This is a genomic window from Pontibacter cellulosilyticus, from assembly GCF_014306105.1.
GTDB classification, from domain to species: domain Bacteria; phylum Bacteroidota; class Bacteroidia; order Cytophagales; family Hymenobacteraceae; genus Pontibacter; species Pontibacter cellulosilyticus.
This window is the reverse complement of the sequence record NZ_JACRVF010000004.1, coordinates 367,018-391,009: the sequence shown is the minus strand read 5'-3', so window position 1 is coordinate 391,009 and position 23,992 is coordinate 367,018. Positions and strand designations below refer to the sequence as shown.

Below are 23,992 nucleotides of genomic sequence, written 5' to 3'. Positions count from 1 at the left end.
TAAAATTTTACCATTTTTTATTCGCTACAAATCGCAGCGGTAAAGTAAACGACAGCGCTGTTGGTTTACCCTCCACTAAGCCCGGTTCCCAATTGGGTAAGGTCCTGATAACCCGTACTGCCTCTGCATCCAGTTCCGGGTCTACGCTTGCAACAACTTCTACATCTCCAACCAAACCATCTTCCTGAACCACAAATGAAACGATCACCACTCCTCCAACTTCTCTTTTCTTGGCAGATTCAGGATATTTAAGATCACGCGAGATCAGCTTCATTAACCGCTGCTCTCCTCCCGGAAACCTGGGCATCTGTTCCATCGGAAAGAACTTTAATTCGTTTCCAGACTCATCGTAAAGCTTTCCTGAAACCAGCCTGTTATCGGCATACACTTCTATCCGGCGCAATTTACCAGATTCGTAATATGCTGTTAGTGTATCCTCCAGTTTATAGTTTCTGTAGTGTTTGGTGTAGTGTAATGCACCACTCTCGTACCAGCTTTTGTACTCACCCTGCAACTCATCTTTTACATAAGTTGCTTCTGTTTTAAGCTTCCCGTTCTCGTGCCACTCATAGCATGGGCCATCCAGTACGCCCTGCCCGTATACTCCCCCTTTCAGGTTACTGAAAGTAAACAGGCTTACCTTAGAACTGTCTGCCAGCAAAAAGCATGTTCGGGTGCCCCCTGTTGTGCCGTTCTTTTCCTCTACTTCAAAATAATGTGCCTCAGCAACCGGCACCTCTCTCTTTTTACTTTTGCTCAGGTACTTTATACTTTGGCCTTGAGCAAAGGCAGACACTGAAACGCAAAAGAGCAGCAGCACAGCCGTTAACCTGCCAAGTATATTCAAAGCAGTTGCCATATCTGTTACCTGATCGTGAACCTAACTGGCAGCGTGTAAAGCACATCTACCTTTTCTCCCTCAAAAGTGCCTGGCGTCCAGCCGGACATTCCGCTTACCACGCGCAAAGCTTCTTTGTCCAGATCTCTGCTTATGCTCCTGATTACCCGTGGGTTGTTTATACCACCGTGTTTATTCACTGTAAAATTTATCACCACCACACCGCTTTCTCTGTTGCGCTGGCTGGAGGCAGGATAACGGATATTTTGCCCCAGGTATTGCAGCATGGCTCGTTCACCACCCCTGAACACAGGCATCTCCCGATATGGAACAAAGGCTACTTCAGATCCATCCTCGGCGTAGCATTTGCCATATTGCTGCTCCCCATTCTTGTATAGCTCTTCCCGCTTCAGCTTTCCGCTTTTATAGTATGTCTTAAGCTCCCCGTTATACTTGCCTTTTTCGTAGCCAATGCTTTGCCTTAAGCTGTCGTTTTCATGCCATTCTATATCAAGGCCATGTAAAATACCGTCCTCGTACGTCTGCACGCCTTTTCTTTTTCCGTTCGGATAGTATGTAATCAGCTGCCCTTGCACCTTCCGTGGGTGAAACACAGCGTTATAATACCCTTTTTTAATCAATGTTGCGGAGTCGGCAGAGGCTTTGTATAAGCTGATGGTGCCGTTTAAATCTTTATCAGTTTCGCGCTCTATCAGCTCTACAAAATGTGCCTCTTCTTTGCTGTTCACCTGCACCATGTCTTTGTCATAGTACATCACGTGTTTTACTTGCGCCATCACGTTACCTGGTGCTACAATCGACAAAAGCATTGTTACAGCAAGCGTAAAAAGTAATCTCATTGTAAGTTGTTTTCTTATAATTGCGTGTGTTTTAGCAGGCTAATTTACTATTTTTTATAAAACCTGTGTTATGCGTTTCACGGTTTCACCTGAAATAAAACATAATCCATACTTGGCGGTATAGGTATAGCCAAAGCAGCTGCAGCGGCGTTTAATTATAAGTATGAGTAAAGAGCGTAAAGGAGCAAGATCGGAAACTACAGCAACGAGCGACAAAAAGAGTTTTAAAGAACAGGTGGGAGCATTGAAGAACCTGCCTAAGTTCTTTAAGCTGATCTGGGAAACGAGCAAAAGAATGACCATCGGCAACCTGCTGTTGCGACTGGTTAAAGCCTCGTTGCCGCTGGCTATGTTGTATGTAGGCAAACTGATTATAGATGAGGTTATCAGGCTAATAGATGTGGTAGGCGAACGCGACCTCTCTTATTTATGGATACTGGTAGCACTGGAGTTGGGGCTGGCTGTACTTTCAGATATCATTAACCGCGGCATTACACTACTCGATAGCCTGCTGGGTGACCTGTTCTCCAACAAAACTTCTATAGCCCTGATAGAGCATGCCGCGAGGCTAGACTTAGCGCAGTTTGAAGACGCTACTTTTTACGATAAGCTGGAGCGGGCACGGCGGCAGACGGTAACACGGGTGGTGCTGATGTCTCAGGTGCTGTCGCAGGTGCAGGATATTGTTACTATTGGCTTTCTGGCGGTAGGTTTGATAGCTTTTAACCCCTGGCTTATACTTATACTTTTAGTGGCTGTAATTCCTTCGTTTCTGGGCGAAACGCATTTTAATGAACGTACCTACTCTCTCTCCCGCTCCTGGACGCCGGAGCGCCGTGAGCTGGACTACCTGCGATACATAGGCGCCTCCGACGAAACTGCCAAAGAGATCAAAACCTTTAACCTGTCTGGTTTCTTAGCCAGCCGTTTTAAGCAACTCTCCGATCGCTACTACAGCCTTAACCGAAGCCTGATTGTACGGCGCGCGGTATGGGGAAGCATGCTTTCTGCCATAGGTACGCTGGCTTATTATGGGGCTTATGTGTTTATACTTGCACAAACAGTGGCTGGGGCCATTACAGTGGGTACGCTCACTTTCCTGGCGGGCTCTTTTAGCAGCATGCGGGGGCTGCTGCAAGGCATCATGACTCGTTTCTCCCAAATAGCAGAAAGTGCTTTATACTTGCAGGACCTGTTCGACTTTCTGGAACTGAAGCCGCAGATTACCCCTCCTGTTAACCCCTTGCAGGTGCCACGGCCAATCCAGCAGGGTTTTACGTTCGAGGATGTCGGGTTTAAGTACCACAACAGTGAGAAATGGGCCGTACGGCACTTGTCATTCCACTTAAGGGCTGGCGAGAAACTGGCTTTGGTAGGCGAGAATGGTGCCGGCAAAACTACCTTGGTTAAATTGCTGGCAAGGCTTTACGAACCTACCGAAGGCCGCATACTTTTAGATGGGGTAGACCTACGCGAGTATGACCTGAACGATCTGCGCCACCAGGTAGGCATCATCTTCCAGGACTATGTGCGTTTCCAGATGACGGCCTCAGATAACATTGCCATCGGCCAGATCAGCAATATACAAGACCATGATCGCATCCAGAACTCTGCCTACAAAAGCCTGGCCGACCCTGTAATTCAGCGCCTTCCCGACAAGTATGACCAAGTGTTGGGCAAGCGTTTTAACAAAGGTGTGGAGCTATCGGGTGGTGAGTGGCAGAAGGTAGCCCTGGCCCGTGCTTATATGCGCGATGCTCAGTTGCTCATACTTGATGAGCCCACCTCTGCCCTGGATGCCCGTGCCGAACACGAGGTATTCGTGCGGTTTTCTGAACTGATAGCAGGTAAAACCGCTGTGCTCATCTCCCACCGCTTTTCTACAGTACGCATGGCCGACAGAATTCTTTTCCTGGAACAGGGGCAGCTAAAAGAACTAGGCTCACATGAAGAGCTGTTGGCACAAAACGGCAAGTATGCCGAGCTGTTTAACCTGCAGGCTAGAGGATATCTGTAATTTGGAATGAGTGGATGAGTGATTATGTGAATAGTATCAGGCTGTCATCTCGAACACAGTGAGAGATCTCTTTTGAATTCTATTTAGATTTCTCACTGTGTTCGAGATGACATTAAGTATTCGCTCAATCACTCATTCACTCATTATTCACGTGGAACATAGTTTAAAACGGGAAGAAAAACGGTATTATAAGTGAGGCCAGCGCCCAGAAAAGAATGTTGAGCGGTGTTCCTACTTTTAAGTAATCGGAGAAGCGGTAATTGCCCGGGCCGTAGATCATGGTGTTGGTCTGGTAGCCCATGGGAGTCATAAAGCTAAGCGAGGCCGCATAGGCGACAGCCATAATAAAGGGCCTGGCATTAAGGCCTAACTCGTGCGCGGTAACAATGGCAATAGGTGCCAGCAAAGCAGCAGTAGCGTTGTTAGACATAAAGTTTGTGGCCATAAAGGTGATAAAGAAAATAACAGACAGCAGCGCGTGCGGCCCATACTCCCCCACTCCAAAAATTAAATAATCGGCCAACAATTTTGCTGCCCCCGTTTTCTCAAGCGCGGCACCCATCGATAGCACACCAGCCAGCATAAAGATCACTTTCCAATCTATGGCTTTGTATACTTCATCTATCCGGATACACTTAAAGAGGATCAGCAAAACAACTCCGGTGAGGGCACTTAACACGATAGATGTTACACCCGTTGCTGCCGTGGCAACCACAAGTATACTTATGATCAGCACCGGTATGATTTTGCTGTAATTGTAGTGGCTATGCTCTGTTTGCGAGATAAGCAGCAGATCATCGTTCTGGCGTAATTTATTTGCCTGAAACTCGTTGGCAGCAATTAAAAGCACATCTCCGGCAGATAGCTTTACATGCGTTAGCTTCTCGTGTAAAATCTCGTTCCTGTGGCGGATAGCTAACACGGAGGCTCCGTGGTTATAGGTCCTGAAGTCAAGCTGCTTCAAAGATTTACCCTCCAGGTAAGAATTGGGCGGAACAACAGCTTCGTAGAATTTACTGTCGTTCAGGCGCAGGTCGCGGTCTTTAAACTTTCGTTCCGATTTGAGCAGGATGCCTTTCTCTTCCTTCAGCAACTTTAGCTCATCTACATTACAGCGCACTTTAAGTATGTCGTTGGCATGAAGTATAAGCGACGGGAACACCTGAATCTTTTCCTTATCCCTTGTTACCTGCATTACCTCAATATCCAGGTCCCTCACCATCTTAGCTTTCTCGATAGATATACCTACCGCCGGCGACTCCGGCAAAATCACGATCTCAGTTACATAATCGCCTAAGTTAAATGTTTCTGAAAGGTCTTTGGCTACTACCCTACTTGGTAACAAGTGCCGGCCTATCAAAAACATGTAAGCTACACCAACCACTAGAAAGCACAGACCGGCCTTTGTGAACTCAAACATCTGCAGGGGCGCCTCGCCCTGTGTTTCGGCAATACCGCTAACCAGTATATTAGTAGAAGTCCCAATAAGGGTGCATACACCGCCCAGCAGGGCACCAAATGATAAGGGAATAAGTAATTTGGCAGGGCTTACCTTAATATCATAGCTCACCTGAATAACAACTGGCATAAGAAGAGCCACAACAGCCGTGTCGTTAATAAAGGCCGACAGGCTGCCTGCTATCAGCATGACAGAGAGGAGGCAGAGAAGATAGTTTTTGCGCCCAATGCGGGTAAGACCAACGCCAACGCTACTTAAAGCACCGGACTTAAAAATGGATGAGCTGATCACAAACATGGCTGCCACAGTTAGTGTGGCAGGATTGCTAAAGCCAGCCAAGCCTTCAGTAGGCGTAAGAATGCCCGTTATCATAAACAGCACCATGGTAAGTATGGCTACCGTATCAATAGACAGACGCTCAGTTACGAAGAGTATAACTGCAAACGTGATAATACCCAACACTATGGCAATTTCATAGGTCATAGGTGCAGTATCAGGCAATTGTTATGGGGCAGAAAAGCCGTACAATGCTTAGGTTAAGAAATAAGCTGCATGATGCATACAGTAATTTATTATGCAGGCATACGGCTGTTCTACAGAAAAGCTATACTTTTTTGAGCTATTTTACAAAAACTATAAGGCAGTTATGTTTCTAAGCCATTCTTCTGCCTCCAGATGAGACTTAAAAGGCTTTAGGTTGATTTGGCTGGTTTGAATGGTTTGCTCAAGTTGAAAATTGGCAATCTTGTCTGTTGACTCGATGTATGCACCATATGCAAGCCCAGCAGTTAAGAGTCTTTTCTGTAGCTGTGTATGCAACTCATTAAGTTCCTGTGGATGGGTAACCATACCAGACATATCTGCTAAGAGGCTAAATCCGGCAGCAGTTAGTTCTAAGGCTTTATCAAGATCTTTTGTTATATCAGGCACAACTCCGGCGTTTTTCCAAAAGCCGATGATCTTAAAATAAATTCTGTTGAAATCTTCGCGGTACAGCAGTTCGTAACAGTCTGTTTTGGCAACAGCTATTGGAGATTTAAGGTTGGCATGTTCTTGTATGTTTGACATAGGCGCCCTAAGGTATACGCAAGTATATCACTTATGCCTTTCACTTTAAGAAGTACAAATTCTACTTACCGGTGTTTATTACAGGATTTACAGCTATATCAGGTGTTATATTTTAACAGCTCCGGAAAGATTATGGATAACTCCGTTCTTAACTTCGGTATTCGCAGCCTCTATTCGGACACCGTTTACTAAGGTATAATCCTTCTTGCGGCAAACGGTCAGTTTGGTTCCGGCTAGTGTCTCAATAGTAGCACCATCCTTAAGGTCGCTTTCCAGGTATTTTCCTTTTAATATATGGCCAGATAAGACTGTTCTAATGCGTTGCGCCGGTTCGTTTTGAAGTTTACTGATCTCCCCATTAGACGGCACCAAGAATGTATAAACAGCATCGCCAGATAACGTCGGCGCCAGTCCTGCCTTCGCGATTAGATCACCTAAGGCTGGCTTTGTTTCTACAATATACTGCAGCATAGATGCCCGCTCCTGTGGTACAACTGCCGACTGTTGGGCCAGCACCTGCAGCGCAGACAGATGAAGTACAGCTATAATAGCAAAAAACTTAAGGGCGATTTTATAGGGTTTGGCTTTCACGGGTACTAGAGCTTGTTTCTAGCCCTTATACGCAACCTGTTAGCCAACAGCCATATAACAAGAGATGTATTTTTGCTGACGCCCTCTAAAACATACGCCACCCGGCAATTTCGGAGAAGAAGTTTGGCAGCGATTGCGGCACCAACACCAGACTAAGTATAAACCCGTAAACCGCTCCGTAAAAGTGCGCATCGTGGTTTATGTTATCTCCCATCTTCTTACCAGAAAAGTATGAGTACATCAGGTAAAGTATGCCAAGTATAAAACCGGGAATACAAAGTACAGCATACAGGCAAATATCCTGTGTTGGATAAAAAAGGATGCTGGAGAATACCACAGAAGCCACTCCGCCTGATGCTCCTAATGCGCGGTATGGCGAGTCGTTGCGATGCTTAAAGAACGTAGGAATATCTGAAACAATAATGCCTCCCAAGTAAACCAGCAGGTACACCAGTATACCCGTTGTAGGTCCGAAAAGTGCCTCAAAAGTATACTCTACGGCGCCTCCAAAAAAGTAGAAGGTGAACATGTTAAAGAACAGGTGCGTGAAATCGGCATGGAGAAAGCCGGAGGTAATAAAGCGGTACCACGAGTTATCGCGCTGCACAGCGTAAGGCTGAAAAATCCACTTGTGCATCAGGCTCTCATTCTGCCACGCATAAAGCGAAATGCCAACCGTGATGATGATAAGTATAATGGTAACGCTCATGGGCGAATTATAAATTACGAATTAATAATTATGAATGAAGAGGAACTACAATTGATTAAGCATGATTTAAGATCCTTAAAATCAACTTTACTCCCTTTAATCTCCGGTTAATTAATGCTCCCGCTCCATTAGCTGCATGGCCAGGCCGCGCAGAGTAGCTTTATTCTCTTCGGGCAAGGCAATGGCATCTAAATGGTGCAGCGCCTTTTGGAAGTATAAATCAATTTGCTGTTCCGTTTGGTGACGGATGTGCAGTTGATCGTATACTGCAGTAATGGCCTGTACCTTATCTGAAGCGATACATTCGTCGGTTTTATCGCGCCAGTTAATAATGATTTGCCGCTGCTGTTCATCTGCCTGTTCCAGCGCCGTCAGCATCAGGAATGTTTTCTTATCGGAAAGGATATCACCGCCTACCTGCTTGCCAAATTTGTCTTTATCGCCATACACATCCAACAAGTCGTCGCGCAACTGGAAGGCAATTCCAACATTGTTACCAAACAGCCTCAAGTGCTCGGCGTCTTCATCAGGTGCACCCTGAAGTACAGCACCCAACTCCAGGCTAAAACCCAGCAGCACCGCTGTTTTCAGCGTGATCATTTGGATGTACTCCTGTATACTTACCTGCGTGCGGTTCTCGAAATTCATGTCCAGTTGCTGGCCTTCGCAAACTTCAGCGGCGGTATTACTAAACAGCCTGAGAACTTTTGCCAGCTTATCCTGCTCCACGTGTAACAGCAACTCGTAGGCCCGCACCAACATTACGTCTCCGCTAAGTATGGCCGTGTTGGCGTTCCATTTTTCGTGCACGGTTTGCTGTCCACGGCGCAGAGGGGCTTTGTCCATAATGTCGTCGTGCATCAGCGTAAAGTTGTGGAAAACCTCTACTGCCGCAGCAGGCAAAAGTGCCTTCTCGATATCGCTATCGTACATTTTGGCTGCTAAAAGCACCAGCAACGGACGGATGCGCTTGCCCCCCAGCGCCATAATGTACCGGATAGGTTCATATAGCTCTGACGGGTTTTCGCCGTAGCGCAACGTGGATAAAGTATAATGTATCTTTTCTGAAAGGATGTTAATATCCACAGGGTGTTTAATGTGTTTTTAATGTTTTTACCAGTTCAAGATCGATGGTACGGTCAGCGAGGTTGGCGCTTTTCACCTCTACCAGCACCTCGTCGCCAAACGAAATAATGCGCTTCGTCTGTCGGCCAATGATGCGGTAGTTGTTTGCGTCCAGTTCATAGTAATCGTCGTTCAGGTCAGACAGACGCACCATGCCTTCGCATTTGTTCTCTTCGATCTCCACAAATATACCCCATTCTGTCACACCTGACACTATTCCTTTATATTCGTTGCCAATAGTATCCTTCATAAACTCTACCTGCTTATACTTGATAGAGGCGCGTTCGGCATCGGCTGCACGTTTTTCCATTTCAGATGAGTGCTGGCAACGCTGCTCATACTCTTCCTTCTCTGTAGACTGTCCACCATCGAGGTAGTGCTGCAGCAGGCGATGCGCCATCATATCAGGATAACGGCGGATTGGTGAGGTAAAGTGTGAGTAATGCGCAAAGGCCAGACCAAAGTGACCTTCCGGCTCGGTGCTATACTTTGCCTTCGCCATTGTTCTGATGGCCAGATTCTGCAACACGCTTTGCTCCGGCTTGCCTTCTACTTCCTCTGTCAGGTTGTTTAGTTCTTTCGAGATGTCGCCTTCCGGGTCTACTTTATAGCCGAACTTGCGGGCAAACAGCGAGAAGGTGCTTAGCTTGTCCGGGTCCGGGGCACCGTGGGTACGGTAAACCATAGTAGGGCGGCGCTTGCCTTTGCCCAGGTTATACACATATTCGGCTACTTTTTTGTTAGCCAAAAGCATGAACTCCTCTATCAGTTTATGGGCATCTTTACGCTCCTTCACATAAACTGAAAGCGGCTTTCCATTTTCATCTAACTTAAACTTCACCTCTACTGTCTCAAAGCTGATGGCTCCGTTCTGGAAGCGTTTTGCCTGCAGCTTTTTAGCGATGCTGTTCAGGATGTTTATCTCTTCTGCAAAGTCGCCTTCACCAGTTTCGATGCGCTCCTGAGCCTCTTCGTAGGCAAATCTTCTATCAGAATAAATTACGGTGCGCCCAAACCACTCGTTGTAGAGTTTACCGTTATCGTCCAGTTCAAACACAGCCGAGAAAGTTAGCTTTTCTTCGTTTGGCCTGAGTGAGCAAAGGCCGTTAGAAAGGCGTTCAGGCAACATTGGAATGGTTCTATCCACAAGATACACGGAAGTGGCTCTGTGGAAAGCTTCTTTCTCCAGCAGGCTTTTGGTATGCACATAATGCGTTACGTCGGCAATGTGTACCCCTATTTCCCAGTTGCCGTTCTCCAGCTTTTGTATCGACAGGGCATCGTCAAAGTCTTTGGCGTCTACCGGGTCAATGGTAAAAGTAGTAACGTCTCTAAAGTCGCGGCGCTTGGCAATCTCAGCAGCGTTTATCTTTTCAGATATCTTGTCTGCTTCTTCTTCTACAGACTCCGGAAACTCGAACGGCAAGCCAAACTCAGCCATAATAGAGTGAATCTCTGCCTCGTGCTCACCTGCCGGACCAAACACACGAATCACTTCCCCTGTCGGATTCTTACCCGGATCTTTTGGCCACTCCACAATCTTCACCAGCACTTTGTCACCGTCTTCGGCACCGTTCAGTCCACGCTCTCCTACAAATATGTCGAAGTATAACTTCTTGAAGTCAGGCACTACAAAGCCGAAGTTTTTAGACAACTGCATAATGCCCACCAACTCGGTGCGCGAGCGCTCCAGAACTTCTACCACTATACCTTCGGCACGTCCGCTTTGCATGGTTGGCAGCACTTCTACTTTTACCAAGTCACCGTCCATGGCATACTTCAGGTGCTCTCTGAACACGCGTACATCCTCGTCTGTATCTTCCGACACAATGTAGGCATACTTGTTATTGGCAAGGTCTACGCGCCCTGTGATGATGTTCACGCGCAGGTTTAGTTGGTACTTATCGCCATCGATCAGCAACAGCTTGTTTTCGCGAGTAAGTGCTTTCAGGCAATCTGTAACCGTCTCACGTCCCTTTTTATCTACAACCCCTAGTCTGCGGTAGATCTGGCGCATTGTAAAGGCTACATCAGGGTTATTGGAGAAAGACTCCAACACAATGGTTTTAGCTGATCTGCGCTCTCTATCGCGGTTTTTGTCTCTTCTGGATGATGAATCACGTCGTGATGATGATTCGCTATTTGATGATGAACCTCTCTTTGAAGATCCTTCTCCTCTGCGGGAGCTGTCTCTTTCGCTGCGGCCCTCTTTGTCTCTGCCGCCTCTTTTACTGGTGCTTTTACCTTTCATGTATTCTTCGTCAATATGGGGGCAGCCAAACCAGCTGCCGCTTCCATTTACAATCTTTAACTTAAATAGTTTAAAACTACTATACGCCATATAAGGCGCTTTGGCTAAAGGTTGCTATTAATTGACCTCAATTTATATAGATTTTCCTATATATGATGGGTTTTGGAGGATTATATACAGGTTAGCATCTGGTAGCTGTACTGCAAAGGAAGAAAGTTACCTTTCTTGTACTTCGGAGATGATTGAGTTGAGCTAAAGTGATTTTAACCTACACTGCCGAAAAACTACAACACCCCGTTTCGCATCGCTACCCGTCTTTCCTGAGCTTTCAAAATATCCTCCGGCTCGCCTTTCGGAATAGCATTGATGAGGGTGCGGGTGTACTCCTGCTGCGGGTGGCGGTAAAGCTGCTCCGGTGTTCCACTTTCTACAATCCTACCTTTGTTCATCACCAGGATTCGATCAGACATATACTTGGCTACAGACAGATCGTGGGTGATGAATATATAGGTGATATGAAATTCCTGCTTTAACTTGTTAAGAAGGTTAAGCACCTGCGCCTGCACTGACACATCGAGGGCGGAAACGGATTCGTCGCAGATGATGCACTTTGGTTGCAAGGCTAAGGCACGGGCAATGCAGATGCGCTGCCGCTGGCCACCCGAAAATTCATGTGGATAACGCTGAAAGTGCTCCGGCATAAGCCCCACCTTTTCAAGCAGTTCCATTGCTTTGGCTTTGCGTTCTTTGTCGTTAGCGTATAGTTTATGCACATGCATCGGCTCCATAATGGCCTCACCAACTGTATGCATCGGGTTAAGCGAAGCATAGGGGTCCTGGAAGATCATCTGAAAATCGCGGCGGCTTTTGCGGAGTTCCTCGGAGCTAAGCTGGGCTATGTCATGGCCATTGAAAATTATGCGCCCTTCTGTGGGCTCTATCAGCCTTAGCAGCGTACGGCCCAAAGTGGTTTTTCCACAACCAGATTCGCCCACTAAACCGATTGTCTCGCCAGGCTTTACTTTAAAACTGACACCATCCACAGCCTTTACATAGTCGGTGGTGCGGCCAAAAAGGCCTTTCTTTATCGGGAAGTATACTTTCAGGTTTTCCACCTGCAGCAGCGGTGGCTTCTGCTTGCTTTCCTGTTGGTATTTGATGTTTGCTACAGTGCCAACGTATTCATTCACCACATCTGCCAGAGAGGGTGCGTATACCTCTTTTTTTCGTTCAGTAATGTTGCCGTATTCATCCTCCTGCAGAAAATCCGATACTGTTGGAAGTATACCCTGTGGTTTGGCAGACAACGTAGGACGGCAGGCAAGCAAGCCTTTGGTATAGGGGTGTTGCGGATTGGTAAAGATATCCATCACTTTGCCCTGCTCTACCAGCTTACCTTTGTACATCACAAGTATACGGTCAGCTATCTCGGCCACTACGCCTAGGTCATGGGTAATGAAGAGTACGGCAGTGTTCTCTTTCACACGCATTTCGTCAATCAACTGCAGCATACGTGCCTGTACTGTTACATCCAGGGCAGTGGTTGGTTCGTCGGCGATAAGTATACTTGGTTCACAGGCCATGGCCATGGCAATCATCACACGCTGCTTCTGACCACCCGAGATTTCATGTGGATAAGCATCGAAAATTTTAGCAGGCCGCGGGAGCTTTGCCTTCTCAAAAAGTGCAATAGTGTGTTCCTTGGCAACTTTTTCGGTGAGATTAGTGTGCAGCAGCAAAACCTCCGCCACCTGTATTCCACAAGTATAAACCGGGTTAAGCGACGACATTGGCTCCTGAAATATCATACTTATTTCGTTGCCGCGTATCTGTTGCATCTGCTTCTCTGGTAGCTGAAACAGATCTACCTCTCCAAACTTCTCCGACCGAAATATAGCTATCCCTCCTGCTATCCTCCCCGGAGGTGTATTTATCAGCCGCATCACCGAAAGTGCCGTAACCGATTTACCCGATCCAGACTCTCCTACAATAGCCACTGTCTCGCCGGCATGTATCTCAAAAGAAATATTGTCCACAGCTTTGACAATGCCGTGGCGTGTGGAGAATGTTGTTTCTAAATCCTGTATTTGAAGTATGGGAGTTGGTACTGGCAAGTGTAGTTACTTTTAGGCTATAGGTAAAAATAGGGATTTTTAGGTTATATCAACTATGCATGCACATTCATTATTCATTTATAAAAAAAGGGGCTGCTCCATATGGAACAGCCCCTTTTTTATACCTTACTCTTATAATTACATTCCTTGCTCCTGCTCTACCGTTTTGTGCTCTGGCTCCTCATGCTCACCAAAGAAACGCTTCTGGTTAAACAGGATCAGTAGTACACCGATGAATATGGCAGAGTCGGCTACATTAAAAATTGGCCACAGCGACATAGGTTTACCTCCAAGCAAAGGGATCCAATGCGGTACTATACCTTCCCATATGTCGACGTAGAACATATCGATTACCTGCCCATGAAACCAGGGAGTTGATGAACCATAAGGAGCGTTGTCGAACCAAACGCCATAAAAGGTACTGTCAATTAAGTTACCGATAGCGCCGCCAAGTATAAGTGCAATACACCAGATTAACCCTTTTGGTGCTTTGTGCTTAACCAGGTAGTAAAGGTAATACCCAATACCAAACATGGCCACTAGGCGGAACAGCGTAAGTATAAGCTTACCATACTCAGAGCCTAACTCCACGCCAAAGGCCATACCCGGATTAAGAGTGTAGTGCAGCTTCAGCCAATCGCCAATCAGGTGAATTTCGCCGGGCAATCCCATTTCCATGTTGTAATGCACAATCAGCTTCACAGCCTGGTCAATGATGATCACGACAAGCGCCGCCATGTAGTATTTCCAGTATTTCATATTTGTTTCTTTGGCAGCTTCTTCATGAAGCATGTAGTGCGTTTCCGGCATCACGATTTCAGTTTTAGCTTTGAAAGCTGCTTATTTTTTACTTTCCTAAAGTATAAAAGCACCGGAAAGCTAATGACTTTCCGGTGCTTCCTTCATTAAACTGCTGATTTGACGTCTGTCTGGATGTTGATCAGCACAGTATAATCATCAATATCAAGTATAGTTGAGTTTGGCAATTCCTCCACAATATCCAGCGTCAGGGCCTGCGTTTCGGCACAGATGTAGGCGCTGTAATTAACCACCGCCTGGTTCACCTCCTCGGCAGCACGCTGCATAAAGATATGTATCTTGTCCTGCACCTCCAGGTTGCTGTCTTTACGCAGATTCTGGATACGGTTTACCAGATCACGGGCAATACCTTCCTGCTTCAGTTCTTCGGTTATGGTGATATCCAGTGCCACAGTTAATCTGCCTTCGCTGGCAACCAACCAACCCGGAATATCCTCCGAAGAAATCTCTACATCATCAGGCGTCAACACGGCTGTCTCATCGTCAGAAAGCATGATCTCAAAACCTCCCTCACGCTCTAAATGTGCGATGTCGTTCTGGTTCATTTGCTGTACTGCGGTGGCTACCAGTTTCATCTTTGGTCCGAATACCTGGCCTAGCTTTTTAAAGTTAGGCTTGATTTTCTTCACTAGGATGCCTGATGTGTCGTCGATGTACTCGATCGTCTTCACGTTTACCTCGCTCATGATCAGGTCGGCAACGGCTGCTATCTGGTGCTTCATCTTATCGTTAAGCACCGGAATAAGTATACGCTGCAACGGCTGGCGAACTTTGATCATCTGCTTTTTACGCAGTGAGTGCACCAAAGATGAGATCGTCTGCGCCAGATCCATACGCTCTTCCAGATCCTTGTCAATATCAGCTTTCTCTACCTCCGGATAGTATGCCAGGTGCACTGACTCTTCTTTATGCTTGTTGCTAACGCTGTTCAGGTCTCGGTACAGCTGCTCCATGTAGAACGGCGCAATTGGCGACGCAATCTTAGCGATGGTTTCAAGGCAAGTATAAAGTGTCTGGTAAGCGGCAATCTTATCTATGTTGTACTCGCCCTTCCAGAAGCGCTTACGGTTCAGGCGCACATACCAGTTACTCAGGTCGTCCACCACAAAGTCTTGGATGGCACGTGCAGCACGGGTTGGGTCGTAGTCTTCGTAGTTAGCGTCAACTATACCAACCAGCGTGTTCAGTTTCGAAATGATCCAACGATCTGACTCAGTGCGATGCAACATTGGAACATCCTCTTCCTGGTAAGTAAAGTTGTCCAGGTTAGCGTATAGCGCGAAGAACGAGTATGTATTCTGCAAAGTACCGAAGAAACGACGCTGCGTCTCAACCACACCTTCCGGGTTGAACTTCAGGTTATCCCAAGGCGGCGCATTGGCAATCATGTACCAGCGCACAGCATCCGGCCCGTAAGTACCGATCATCTCAAACGGATCGATAGCATTGCCAAGGCGCTTGCTCATCTTGTTGCCGTCCTTGTCTAGTACCAGACCATTTGCAATTACGTTTTTGAAAGCCACACTATCCTCCAGCATTACAGCCAGAGCATGCAGCGTAAAGAACCAACCACGCGTCTGGTCTACACCTTCGGCAATAAAGTCGGCCGGGAAGTTCTGCTCAAAAATCTCCTTGTTCTCGAATGGGTAGTGCCATTGTGCATAAGGCATCGCACCAGAGTCAAACCAAACGTCGATAAGGTCTGTCTCTCTGTACATTGGCTTACCCGACTTGCTTACCAGCACGATGTTATCCACGTAAGGGCGGTGCAGGTCCGGTACCTCAATAAACTGCTCCATCACACCTGCTTTCACTGCTCTGTCTATCTCTGAAGTAAGTTCTACTACAGAACCAATGCAGATCTCTTCTTCGCCATCTTCTGTTCTCCAGATAGGTAGCGGCGTGCCCCAGTAGCGTGAACGCGACAGGTTCCAATCTACTAGGTTCTCCAGCCAGTTACCAAAACGGCCTATACCTGTAGATTCAGGTTTCCAGTTGATGGTCTTGTTTAGTTCAATCAGCCTGTCCTTAACTGCAGTTGTTTTGATAAACCAGCTATCCAGCGGATAGTATAAAACTGGCATATCCGTTCTCCAGCAATGCGGATAGGTGTGCTCGTATTTCTCTACTTTAAATGCTTTACCTTCTTCTTTAAGCTTGATGGCGATCTTTACGTCCGTTGGTCTATATTCCGGAGACGACTCGTCCTCCTTGGCATAGTTCTTCACGTACATGCCGGCAAAGTCAGTGATCTCACGTACAAAACGGCCCTGGCGGTCAACAATAGGTACCTGCTTGCCATTCTCATCTGTGATCAGCAGCGCAGGAATATCATTTTGAGCAGCTACCCTAAAGTCATCGGCACCGAAAGTTGGCGATATGTGCACGATACCGGTACCGTCCTCTGTGGTCACATAGTCACCGATGATCACGCGGAAAGCCGGCTTATCAGGCTGCACGTATGGCATCAGTTGGTGATATTCTACCCCTGCCAGATCAGAGCCATCAAACTCCTCTACTATTTTGTAAGGGATCAGCTTATCGCCGGAGTTATAATCTGCCAGTTCAATATCAGCTGCCTTCGGATTAAAGTAGCGGCTTACTAGGTCTTTGGCAAGTATAACTGAGATCGGCTCGTACGTGTACTGGTTATAGGTCTGTACCTTTACATACTTGATGTTCTTGCCTACTGCCAAGGCAGTATTGCCCGGTAATGTCCAAGGAGTAGTTGTCCAGGCTAAAATATATACTTGCTCATCCTCACGCTCAAACAGGAACATATTACGGGTAATGCGCTTCACAGCAAACTGTGCTACAATGGTCGTGTCCTTTACCATTTTGTAGCAGCCTGGCTGGTTAAGTTCGTGCGAACTTAAGCCTGTGCCTGCCGCCGGCGAGTATGGCTGGATTGTATAGCCTTTGTACAGATAACCTTTGTCGTATAGCTTCTTCAGCAGTGCCCAGCAAGATTCGATGTACTCTCTTTCGAAGGTGATGTATGGGTTGTTCAAATCTACCCAGTAGCCCATCTGCTCGGTAAGCGTATCCCACTGATTTTTGAAACGCATTACCGTTTCGCGGCAGCGCTGGTTATACTCCTCTACTGTAATTTTTTTGCCTATATCCTCTTTCGTGATACCAAGCTCCTTCTCTACCTGCAGCTCTACTGGCAAGCCGTGCGTGTCCCATCCACCTTTACGGTTCACGTGAAACCCTTTTAAGGTTTTGTAGCGGCAGAAAATATCTTTCACGGCGCGGGCCATCACGTGGTGAATACCCGGCGTACCGTTTGCAGAAGGCGGTCCTTCGTAAAACACGAACGGTGTGTTGCCCTCACGGGTAGCTACCGATCTTTCAAAGATGTTGTTCCTTTTCCAGAACTCCAGTACGTCTTCGCCGACTTTGGCGTAGTTCAGATTTTTATACTCGTTGTACTTCACCGTTTACAGGTTTTTTATCTTCTTCCAGAATTTCTTCTTCTATTTTTAACTTCAGCTGATTCAGGTCCAACTCCTCGTCCTCATGCTCCAGGTAGTATTCGTCATAGTGCTCTATAAGGGCATATGGGTCGCGCTCATACTTGCCGCTGTCGAAGCTCATCAGCAAAGTTGGCAATATAATCAGGTTTGTGAATAATGCAATCAGTAAACTTACCGACATCAGCACACCCAGTGCCTTTGTTCCGCCAAACTCTGAGAAGGCAAAGATTACAAAGCCAAAGAACAGGATCACCGAAGTATAAATCATACTTGTGCCGGCCTCTGTTAAACTGGTGGTAATGGCCCTGCTCACATTAAAGCCGTTCGTCAATAACTCGCTTCTATACTTTGCCAGAAAGTGAATAGAATCATCGATGGCGATACCAAGGGCGATGCTAAAGATAAGCGCTGTGCTTGGCTTTAGCGGTATGTTGAAAAACCCCATCAATCCACCGGCAATCAAGAGCGGTATCATGTTCGGTATCAGCGATATAATCACCACCCTTGCTGATTTAAACAACAGTGCGATTACAATAGTTACCAACACAAAAGCAAGTATAAGACTGCTGCGCAGGTTGTTGATAAGATACTCGTTGCCCTTAATGAAAAGCAGCGTAGTACCTGTAAGGCTAACTGTTGTCTTAGCGCCGGAGTCGTCGCGGGTAAAGGTCATGGTGTTGCCTGCCTCTTCTACCGTTACGCCCTCACCTCCGTAGATCTCACGCAGCTCCGGTTTAATTTTGTTGATGATCAGCGTATCGAGTTCTCTGGAACCGGCGTCAGCAACTTTAAGCGAGATACGCGCCTGTTGTCCCGTGCTGTCTACGAAAGAACGGAGCAGGCGTTGGTTTGCCCCCTCGCCCTGCTTTGCCAGGTAACTGAAGATGAAGTTGCGCTCCGTGTTGTCTGGCAAACGGTAAGAACTCGGGTTGCCGCCGTAAAATGCCTGCGTGGCTGTTTTTACCAGACCCACTACCGAGATAGGCGCTGAAAGTATAGGCTGCGTGCGTAGGAAGTTCTCCAGTTGGTTTAGCTTGCCCAGGTTTGGTAAACGCATTACCCCTTGCTTCACGCCAGTATCCACGATGATCTCCAGTGGCATTACCCCGTTAAAGTGGTTTTCGAAAAAGCCAAGGTCGGCATTTACGCTGCTTTCTTCCGGCAGGTCGTCTACCATGTACGACACCGTTTTTACTTTATAGATACCCCATAAAGACAGTACCAGTGCCAGCGTAGTAAAGAAGTATACCAGATAACGCTTTTCGTGTACAATGAAATCAATAAACTCCAGCAGCTTATTAAGCGGCCTTGCATCGAGGTGCTTCAACTGCTTGGGACTTGGCGGCGGCAAATAGGAGAACACCACCGGTATAAGCACAATGCTGATGATGAACGTAACAAAGATGTTGATGCCGGCTACCACACCAAACTCATAAAGTATGGCTACGTGCGTAAACGTGAACACCACAAAGCCAATGGCTGTGGTTGTATTTGTTACTAGGTTAACAACTCCAATCTTGCTGATCACCCTCGAAAGCGCCAGTATCTTATTTCCGTGTTTGCGGTAGTCGTAGTGGTAACGGGTAAGCAGATAGGTTGAGTTTGGAATACCTATCACAACAAGTATGGCAGGTATAAGCCCTGTCAGCAGCGATATCTTATAGTCTAGCAACGAAAGCGTTCCCAGCACCCACACCACCACAATACTAATCATCAGTAGCGGGAACAACACTGCATAGAAAGATCGGAAGGAAACAAAAAGTGTAAAGCCCGTAACCAGCAGAGCCAGCAACAAAAACATTTTCATCTCACCTGCCACTTTCGTGGTCATCACGGCTCGTACAAAAGGCAAACCGGCGTAGTGGAGTTTTATACCTGTCTTTTTAGTAAACGCCTCCGTGTGCTCCATTACGTTATCCATCACCTCCACGCGGCGTGCCGAGTTCAGAAATTTCGGATCTACGGTAACAGCCAGAAGCGTTGCCCCAGTTTTATCGTTGATGATCTGCCCATCGTAGAAGCTCTGGTTGCGCACCACCTGCAGCAGGCTATCGAGTTGCGGTTGCGTTTGTGGGAAGGTGCCAAAGATTGGAGAGGTTGCAAACTTACGTTCTGCCGTGTCTTTTACCACCTGCACCAGGTTCGGCAAAGAAATGACTGCCTTTACCCCTTCTACCTGCGCCAGCTGCTCCGACAAAGCCTTTAGCTCCTTAAAGTTCTGAAGCCTGTATACTTTGTTATCCTGCATACCCACCACCAGAATGTTGCCATCCTCGCCGAAGGTTTGCTTAAAGCGCTGGAAGTACTGCATGTCCACGTCGTCCTGCGACACGACATTGGCAAAATCGTAAGACATTTCTGCGTTTTTAGCGTGATAGGCCATAAACGCAGTAAGCATGGCTAAGACAATTACCAGCCTTAACCTGTTTTTAATTATAAAAATGGCAATCTTATTCCACATGGTATGCTACAATTCGGCAAAGGTAGGCAATTTTGCGCACTCATGTGGTTTTCAAAGTATAAAGGTAGCTAAAGCACAGTAGATTTTAACGCAGCCCTAAACAAAAAAGCAACTCCTTTACTGGAGTTGCTTCTATTGTATCTTTTATACTTGTTAGCTTTTCTTTTTCGATGAACTTGAGCTGGATGATTTGTTCTTAGGAACGCAGTTAGGTACTTCTTTTCCGTCTTTCTTTTTCATACCTACTGGTTCATATCCTTTCCAGCACGGGTTGTTATCTTTTAAGCTGTTACTATTATTAGATTTTGAATTAGCCATTCCTGAAAATTAATTGATTCACTAAAGTATACGATTGGCTTGCTAGCTTCAGTTTACCCACTTTGCTGATCCCGCTTTTGTTTTAGTTAATGAACAAAACAATCAGGTAATGAAATGTTGACAAGCAAAAAGCAAATCCCTTTTTAAAAGAGATCTGAAGGCAATTTCAAGTCTAACTTTCAACAGCTGCAGGTTTAGTAAACTATAACACCTCATTCATACTTAGCGCAGCACATTAGCTTTGAACATCGTGTTAAGGAAAAAGAATAAAATACGCCGACGCTTAATGCAATAGTAAGTTTTGCTAGTGTGTATAATTATTTTCAATTATGCCTTTATACTTTCTATTGTGTGAATATGGTACAAACTATGCACATCAATACACAGAAAAGTATAAAGTATAGCATTAAGTATATTTTACATAAGCTATACACTTATTGACAAATTAATTGGGTGATGTAACCGGCTGCTGTACCTGTTCCACACGAAACGATGGTGCTTGGTAATCATGAGGTAAGTAATGTGCTGGAATAGTTACCATATTCCCGTCGCGCTGTCCCCGGTAGTGCGGCGACAGGATCTCAATGCCTGCTTCGTTAAACTTATCTTGAATGTTCTGGTGAATGTTGGAATAGATCATCGCCATTTTGCCTGCCGTGAAAGTATAGGCATTCAGTTGATAACTCACGTAAAAATCGTCCAGGCTAGTTTGTAGCACGAACGGCGACGGTGCTTTTTCAACATCAGGGCAAGCCAGGGCGGCATCAATCAATGCCTGATGTACTTTTGGCCACGGCACATCATACCCAATAGTAACCGTAGTATGCAGCACCAGCCCTTTCTCACTCTGTTCACTGCATGTTGTAAAATTGGTGGTATGGCTGTTTAGGATCATGGCATTCGGAATGGTTATGTCCTCATTCTTGATCGTGCGCACCCGCGTAACCAGTAGTGTCTTCTCCATCACATCTCCTGTTATCTCCCCTATCTTAATGCGATCCCCGATTTTAAATGAACGCATGTAGGTAAGCACTAGTCCTGCTACCATGTTGGCTATTGCAGACGAGGAGCCCAATGAGAAAAGTATACCCAGGAAAACAGAAACCCCCTGGAAAATTGCAGAATCAGATCCCGGTAAGTATGGCCAGATAACCACAAACATGAAGGCGTAAAGCAGGAAGCGGACAATATTGTAAGTTGGTTTAGCCCAGTCTTTATAGAACCCCGGTATCTCTAGTTTACCCTCCTCTACCTCGCCGGCCATAAAGCGCAGAAACTTTACAACATAGTGCGTAACAACCACAATAACCAGAATAGTGAGGAGATTAGGTATGTAATTGATCACCCCCATGCCTATCTTGCGAAGAGGGCTAATGATGTAGAGCATCAGGGTTTCAGCATACCCTTGCGTCCAGGGGAAGATGCTGAACAGCACCGGCAGTAGGATATAGAAAAGTATGAAAACCGTAATAACCTTAATAAACTTTACAACCGCCAGTATAACTGCTGCCTCCCTTTCGGGCGTTAGCATCTCATAGTTTTTTACTTTAAGGCCTTTCAAACGCTTACCCTGCTGCTCCTCCACCTTCTGGAAAAGGTACTGGAACAGCCTGTTTACATACTTCAACAGAAAGTAAAATACTATTAGCACTAGGATGGCCATACCTACCTCCAAAAGAATGGTGCGCAGGCTATTCTGCTTTGCTGACTCTACTACAGCTGCTCTTATAGTAGCTGCATAGACTTCTGCAATTTCTTCCCGGGGCTTTTCGGCAAAGGCAGCATCGGCATCGGTAACGCTTACTAGTATCCTGTCCAGGTAAGTAACTTCAGTGGATAATACATGATCGATAACCTGAACTGAGTCCTCGCTAAAGAAGCGTTCTTCTGTGAGCTCGGCAATCCTTTTGCTAACAGCTGCGGCACGCTCCTCTTTGCTAAAAGAGCCTACCGGGTTGTAGATATAAAAGAGGGTATCGCGCTCGAGCACTACCGGTGCTCCTAGCTCATTTACCACCTCTGGGTTAGATTGAGCTTGAGCCTCGCTAAAACAAAGCAGGCCTAGCAGACACAGCAGGATTTTAATAATTCGCATTGTGTGGGATGTAATTGAATCCTTTAATCTACAAAAAATTAATTTTTACTATCAACTAACTCCTTTAATCTCTGAGATTAGGACAAATTAATGTACAAAAGCTACTGTTGTTATAGCTGCTCCTTGTCCACAGGAATATAAAAAACAAATTTGCACATTAGTGCTCCTTTTTTAACACAAATTGAGTCTTTGGCTGTTATACTTCTGAGCTGTAAATGAAAGAGGCAGCATGGTTTCCCATGCTGCCTCTTAACTTAATCTTGGTTATACTTAAGCTAGCTTTTCAAAAATACTCTTGAAGCTTACAGCTTTCTCAATGTAGTTCTTTAGATCTGCAATAGGCATACGTATTTGCTCACGGCTGTCGCGGTCACGAACAGTAACAGTGTTATCCTCCAATGTCTGGTGGTCTACAGCAATACAGAATGGGGTACCAATCAAATCCTGGCGGGTATAGCGTTTACCGATGCTGTCGCGCTCTTCGTAGATCATGTTGAAATCATACTTCAGCGCATCATAAATTTCCGTTGCTTTTTCTGGCAAACCGTCTTTTTTCGTTAACGGAAGTATAGCTGCCTTAACCGGAGCCAGCGCTGGATGGAACTTCAGGAAAGTACGTGACTTGGTGCTATCTCCTTCCACAATCTCCTCTTCAGTATAAGCATTGCAAAGCGTCATCAGGAACAAGCGATCTGCACCGGCTGATGTCTCGATTACATAAGGAATGAAGTTACCGTAAGGTTTGCCATCCTCGTTCAGGTCGTTGTCGAAGTACTGCATTTTCTTGCGACTAAGCTCCTGGTGCTGTGTCAGGTCAAAGTCAGTACGAGAGTGGATACCCTCTACTTCTTTAAAGCCGAACGGGAAACGGTACTCGATATCCACAGCGGCGTTGGCATAGTGGGCCAGCTTTTCGTGGTCGTGATAGCGCAGGCTTTCTGCAGGAATACCAATAGCTAAATGCCATGCCTTACGAGCTTCTTTCCACTGCTCATACCACTCCATCTCGGTGCCAGGGCGTACAAAGAATTGCATCTCCATCTGCTCAAACTCACGCATTCTGAAGATGAACTGGCGCGCCACGATCTCGTTACGGAAGGCTTTACCGATCTGTGCGATACCGAAAGGCACTTTCATGCGGCCTGTCTTCTGCACGTTCAGGAAGTTTACGAAAATACCTTGTGCTGTTTCCGGGCGCAGGTAAATTGTTTGAGACTCTTCGGCCACAGAACCCACCTGCGTAGAGAACATCAGGTTAAACTGGCGTACTTCTGTCCAGTTAGCTGTTCCGGAAATAGGGCATTTGATGCCTTCGCTGATGATCAGGTCGCGTACACCGTTCAGGTTTTCGTCTTCCAGCAGCTTGCCCATTTCGGCAAGAAGGGCGCCGGCTTCTTCTACTTTGCCTTCTGCTTCGTACTGTGCGGCTTTATCTTCGATCAGCACATCGGCACGATAGCGCTTCTTAGAGTCCTTGTTGTCGATCATCGGGTCGTTAAAGCTGTCGACGTGCCCTGATGCCTTCCAAACCAATGGGTGCATAAAAATGGCCGCATCCAAACCAACAACATTCTGGTTCAGCTGGGTCATGCATTTCCACCACAGGTTTTTAATGTTGTTCTTCAGCTCCACACCCATCTGCCCGTAATCATACACAGCCTGCAGGCCGTCGTAGATGTCGCTGGATGAGAACACGAAACCATACTCCTTTGCGTGGGAGATAATATCTTTTAACTGTGCGTTTTCTACAGTTGCTTTTTCTTGTGTTGCCATGCTGCAAAGATAGCT

The 23,992-nt window shown here is 46.4% G+C and carries 15 protein-coding genes; 1 reads left to right on the top strand and 14 read right to left on the bottom strand.

All coding sequences use genetic code 11. From position 1 onward, the window contains the following. Positions 1-7 precede the first annotated feature (7 nt). Positions 8-859 carry an energy transducer TonB gene (locus H8S84_RS15020; protein ID WP_187068177.1) on the bottom strand — a complete coding sequence of 284 codons (852 nt, stop codon included), beginning with the start codon at positions 857-859 and terminating at the stop codon, positions 8-10. Positions 860-864: 5 nt separating this feature from the next. Next, complete coding sequence (locus H8S84_RS15015) at positions 865-1,698, bottom strand: energy transducer TonB (RefSeq protein ID WP_187068176.1); 834 nt, start codon at positions 1,696-1,698, stop codon at positions 865-867. Positions 1,699-1,861: 163 nt separating this feature from the next. Between H8S84_RS15015 and H8S84_RS15010 the strand changes: the two genes are divergently transcribed. Next, complete coding sequence (locus H8S84_RS15010; RefSeq protein ID WP_187068175.1) at positions 1,862-3,715, top strand: ABC transporter ATP-binding protein; 1,854 nt, start codon at positions 1,862-1,864, stop codon at positions 3,713-3,715. A 163-nt stretch (positions 3,716-3,878) separates the two neighbouring features. On the opposite strand, the gene H8S84_RS15005 is transcribed toward H8S84_RS15010, so the two are convergent. From H8S84_RS15005 to H8S84_RS14950, 12 genes are all read right to left on the bottom strand, one after another. Then, positions 3,879-5,657 (bottom strand): SLC13 family permease, encoded by a 1,779-nt coding sequence (locus H8S84_RS15005; RefSeq protein WP_187068174.1) that lies wholly within the window; start codon positions 5,655-5,657, stop codon positions 3,879-3,881. Positions 5,658-5,807: 150 nt separating this feature from the next. Then, positions 5,808-6,242, bottom strand: coding sequence for a hypothetical protein (locus H8S84_RS15000; RefSeq protein WP_187068173.1), 435 nt, complete (start codon positions 6,240-6,242; stop codon positions 5,808-5,810). 105 nt (positions 6,243-6,347) lie between these two features. Further along, positions 6,348-6,833 (bottom strand): fasciclin domain-containing protein, encoded by a 486-nt coding sequence (locus H8S84_RS14995; RefSeq protein ID WP_187068172.1) that lies wholly within the window; start codon positions 6,831-6,833, stop codon positions 6,348-6,350. Positions 6,834-6,918: 85 nt separating this feature from the next. After that, positions 6,919-7,542 (bottom strand): rhomboid family intramembrane serine protease, encoded by a 624-nt coding sequence (locus tag H8S84_RS14990; protein WP_187068171.1) that lies wholly within the window; start codon positions 7,540-7,542, stop codon positions 6,919-6,921. Positions 7,543-7,653: 111 nt separating this feature from the next. Continuing rightward, positions 7,654-8,628, bottom strand: a complete 975-nt coding sequence (locus tag H8S84_RS14985) for a polyprenyl synthetase family protein (protein WP_187068170.1) — start codon at positions 8,626-8,628, stop codon at positions 7,654-7,656. A 7-nt stretch (positions 8,629-8,635) separates the two neighbouring features. After that, the gene (gene rnr / locus H8S84_RS14980; protein ID WP_187068291.1) at positions 8,636-10,918 is read right to left on the bottom strand and encodes a ribonuclease R; all 2,283 of its coding nucleotides are present in this window, start codon (positions 10,916-10,918) and stop codon (positions 8,636-8,638) included. A 284-nt stretch (positions 10,919-11,202) separates the two neighbouring features. Beyond that, on the bottom strand, positions 11,203-13,032 hold the full coding sequence (locus tag H8S84_RS14975; RefSeq protein WP_187068169.1) for an ABC transporter ATP-binding protein: 1,830 nt from the start codon (positions 13,030-13,032) through the stop codon (positions 11,203-11,205). Positions 13,033-13,170: 138 nt separating this feature from the next. Then, positions 13,171-13,791 carry a lipoprotein signal peptidase gene (locus H8S84_RS14970; protein ID WP_187068168.1) on the bottom strand — a complete coding sequence of 207 codons (621 nt, stop codon included), beginning with the start codon at positions 13,789-13,791 and terminating at the stop codon, positions 13,171-13,173. Positions 13,792-13,937: 146 nt separating this feature from the next. Further along, entirely contained in the window at positions 13,938-17,291 is a 3,354-nt protein-coding gene (gene ileS, locus H8S84_RS14965; RefSeq protein ID WP_187068167.1) for an isoleucine--tRNA ligase, read from the bottom strand. After that, entirely contained in the window at positions 17,272-19,791 is a 2,520-nt protein-coding gene (locus H8S84_RS14960) for an efflux RND transporter permease subunit (RefSeq protein ID WP_187068166.1), read from the bottom strand. The genes ileS and H8S84_RS14960 overlap by 20 nt, the downstream gene beginning before the upstream one ends. A 763-nt stretch (positions 19,792-20,554) precedes the next feature. Next, positions 20,555-22,204, bottom strand: a complete 1,650-nt coding sequence (locus H8S84_RS14955) for a mechanosensitive ion channel family protein (RefSeq protein WP_187068165.1) — start codon at positions 22,202-22,204, stop codon at positions 20,555-20,557. 270 nt (positions 22,205-22,474) lie between these two features. Continuing rightward, complete coding sequence (locus H8S84_RS14950) at positions 22,475-23,977, bottom strand: glycine--tRNA ligase (RefSeq protein WP_187068164.1); 1,503 nt, start codon at positions 23,975-23,977, stop codon at positions 22,475-22,477. Positions 23,978-23,992 lie beyond the last annotated feature (15 nt).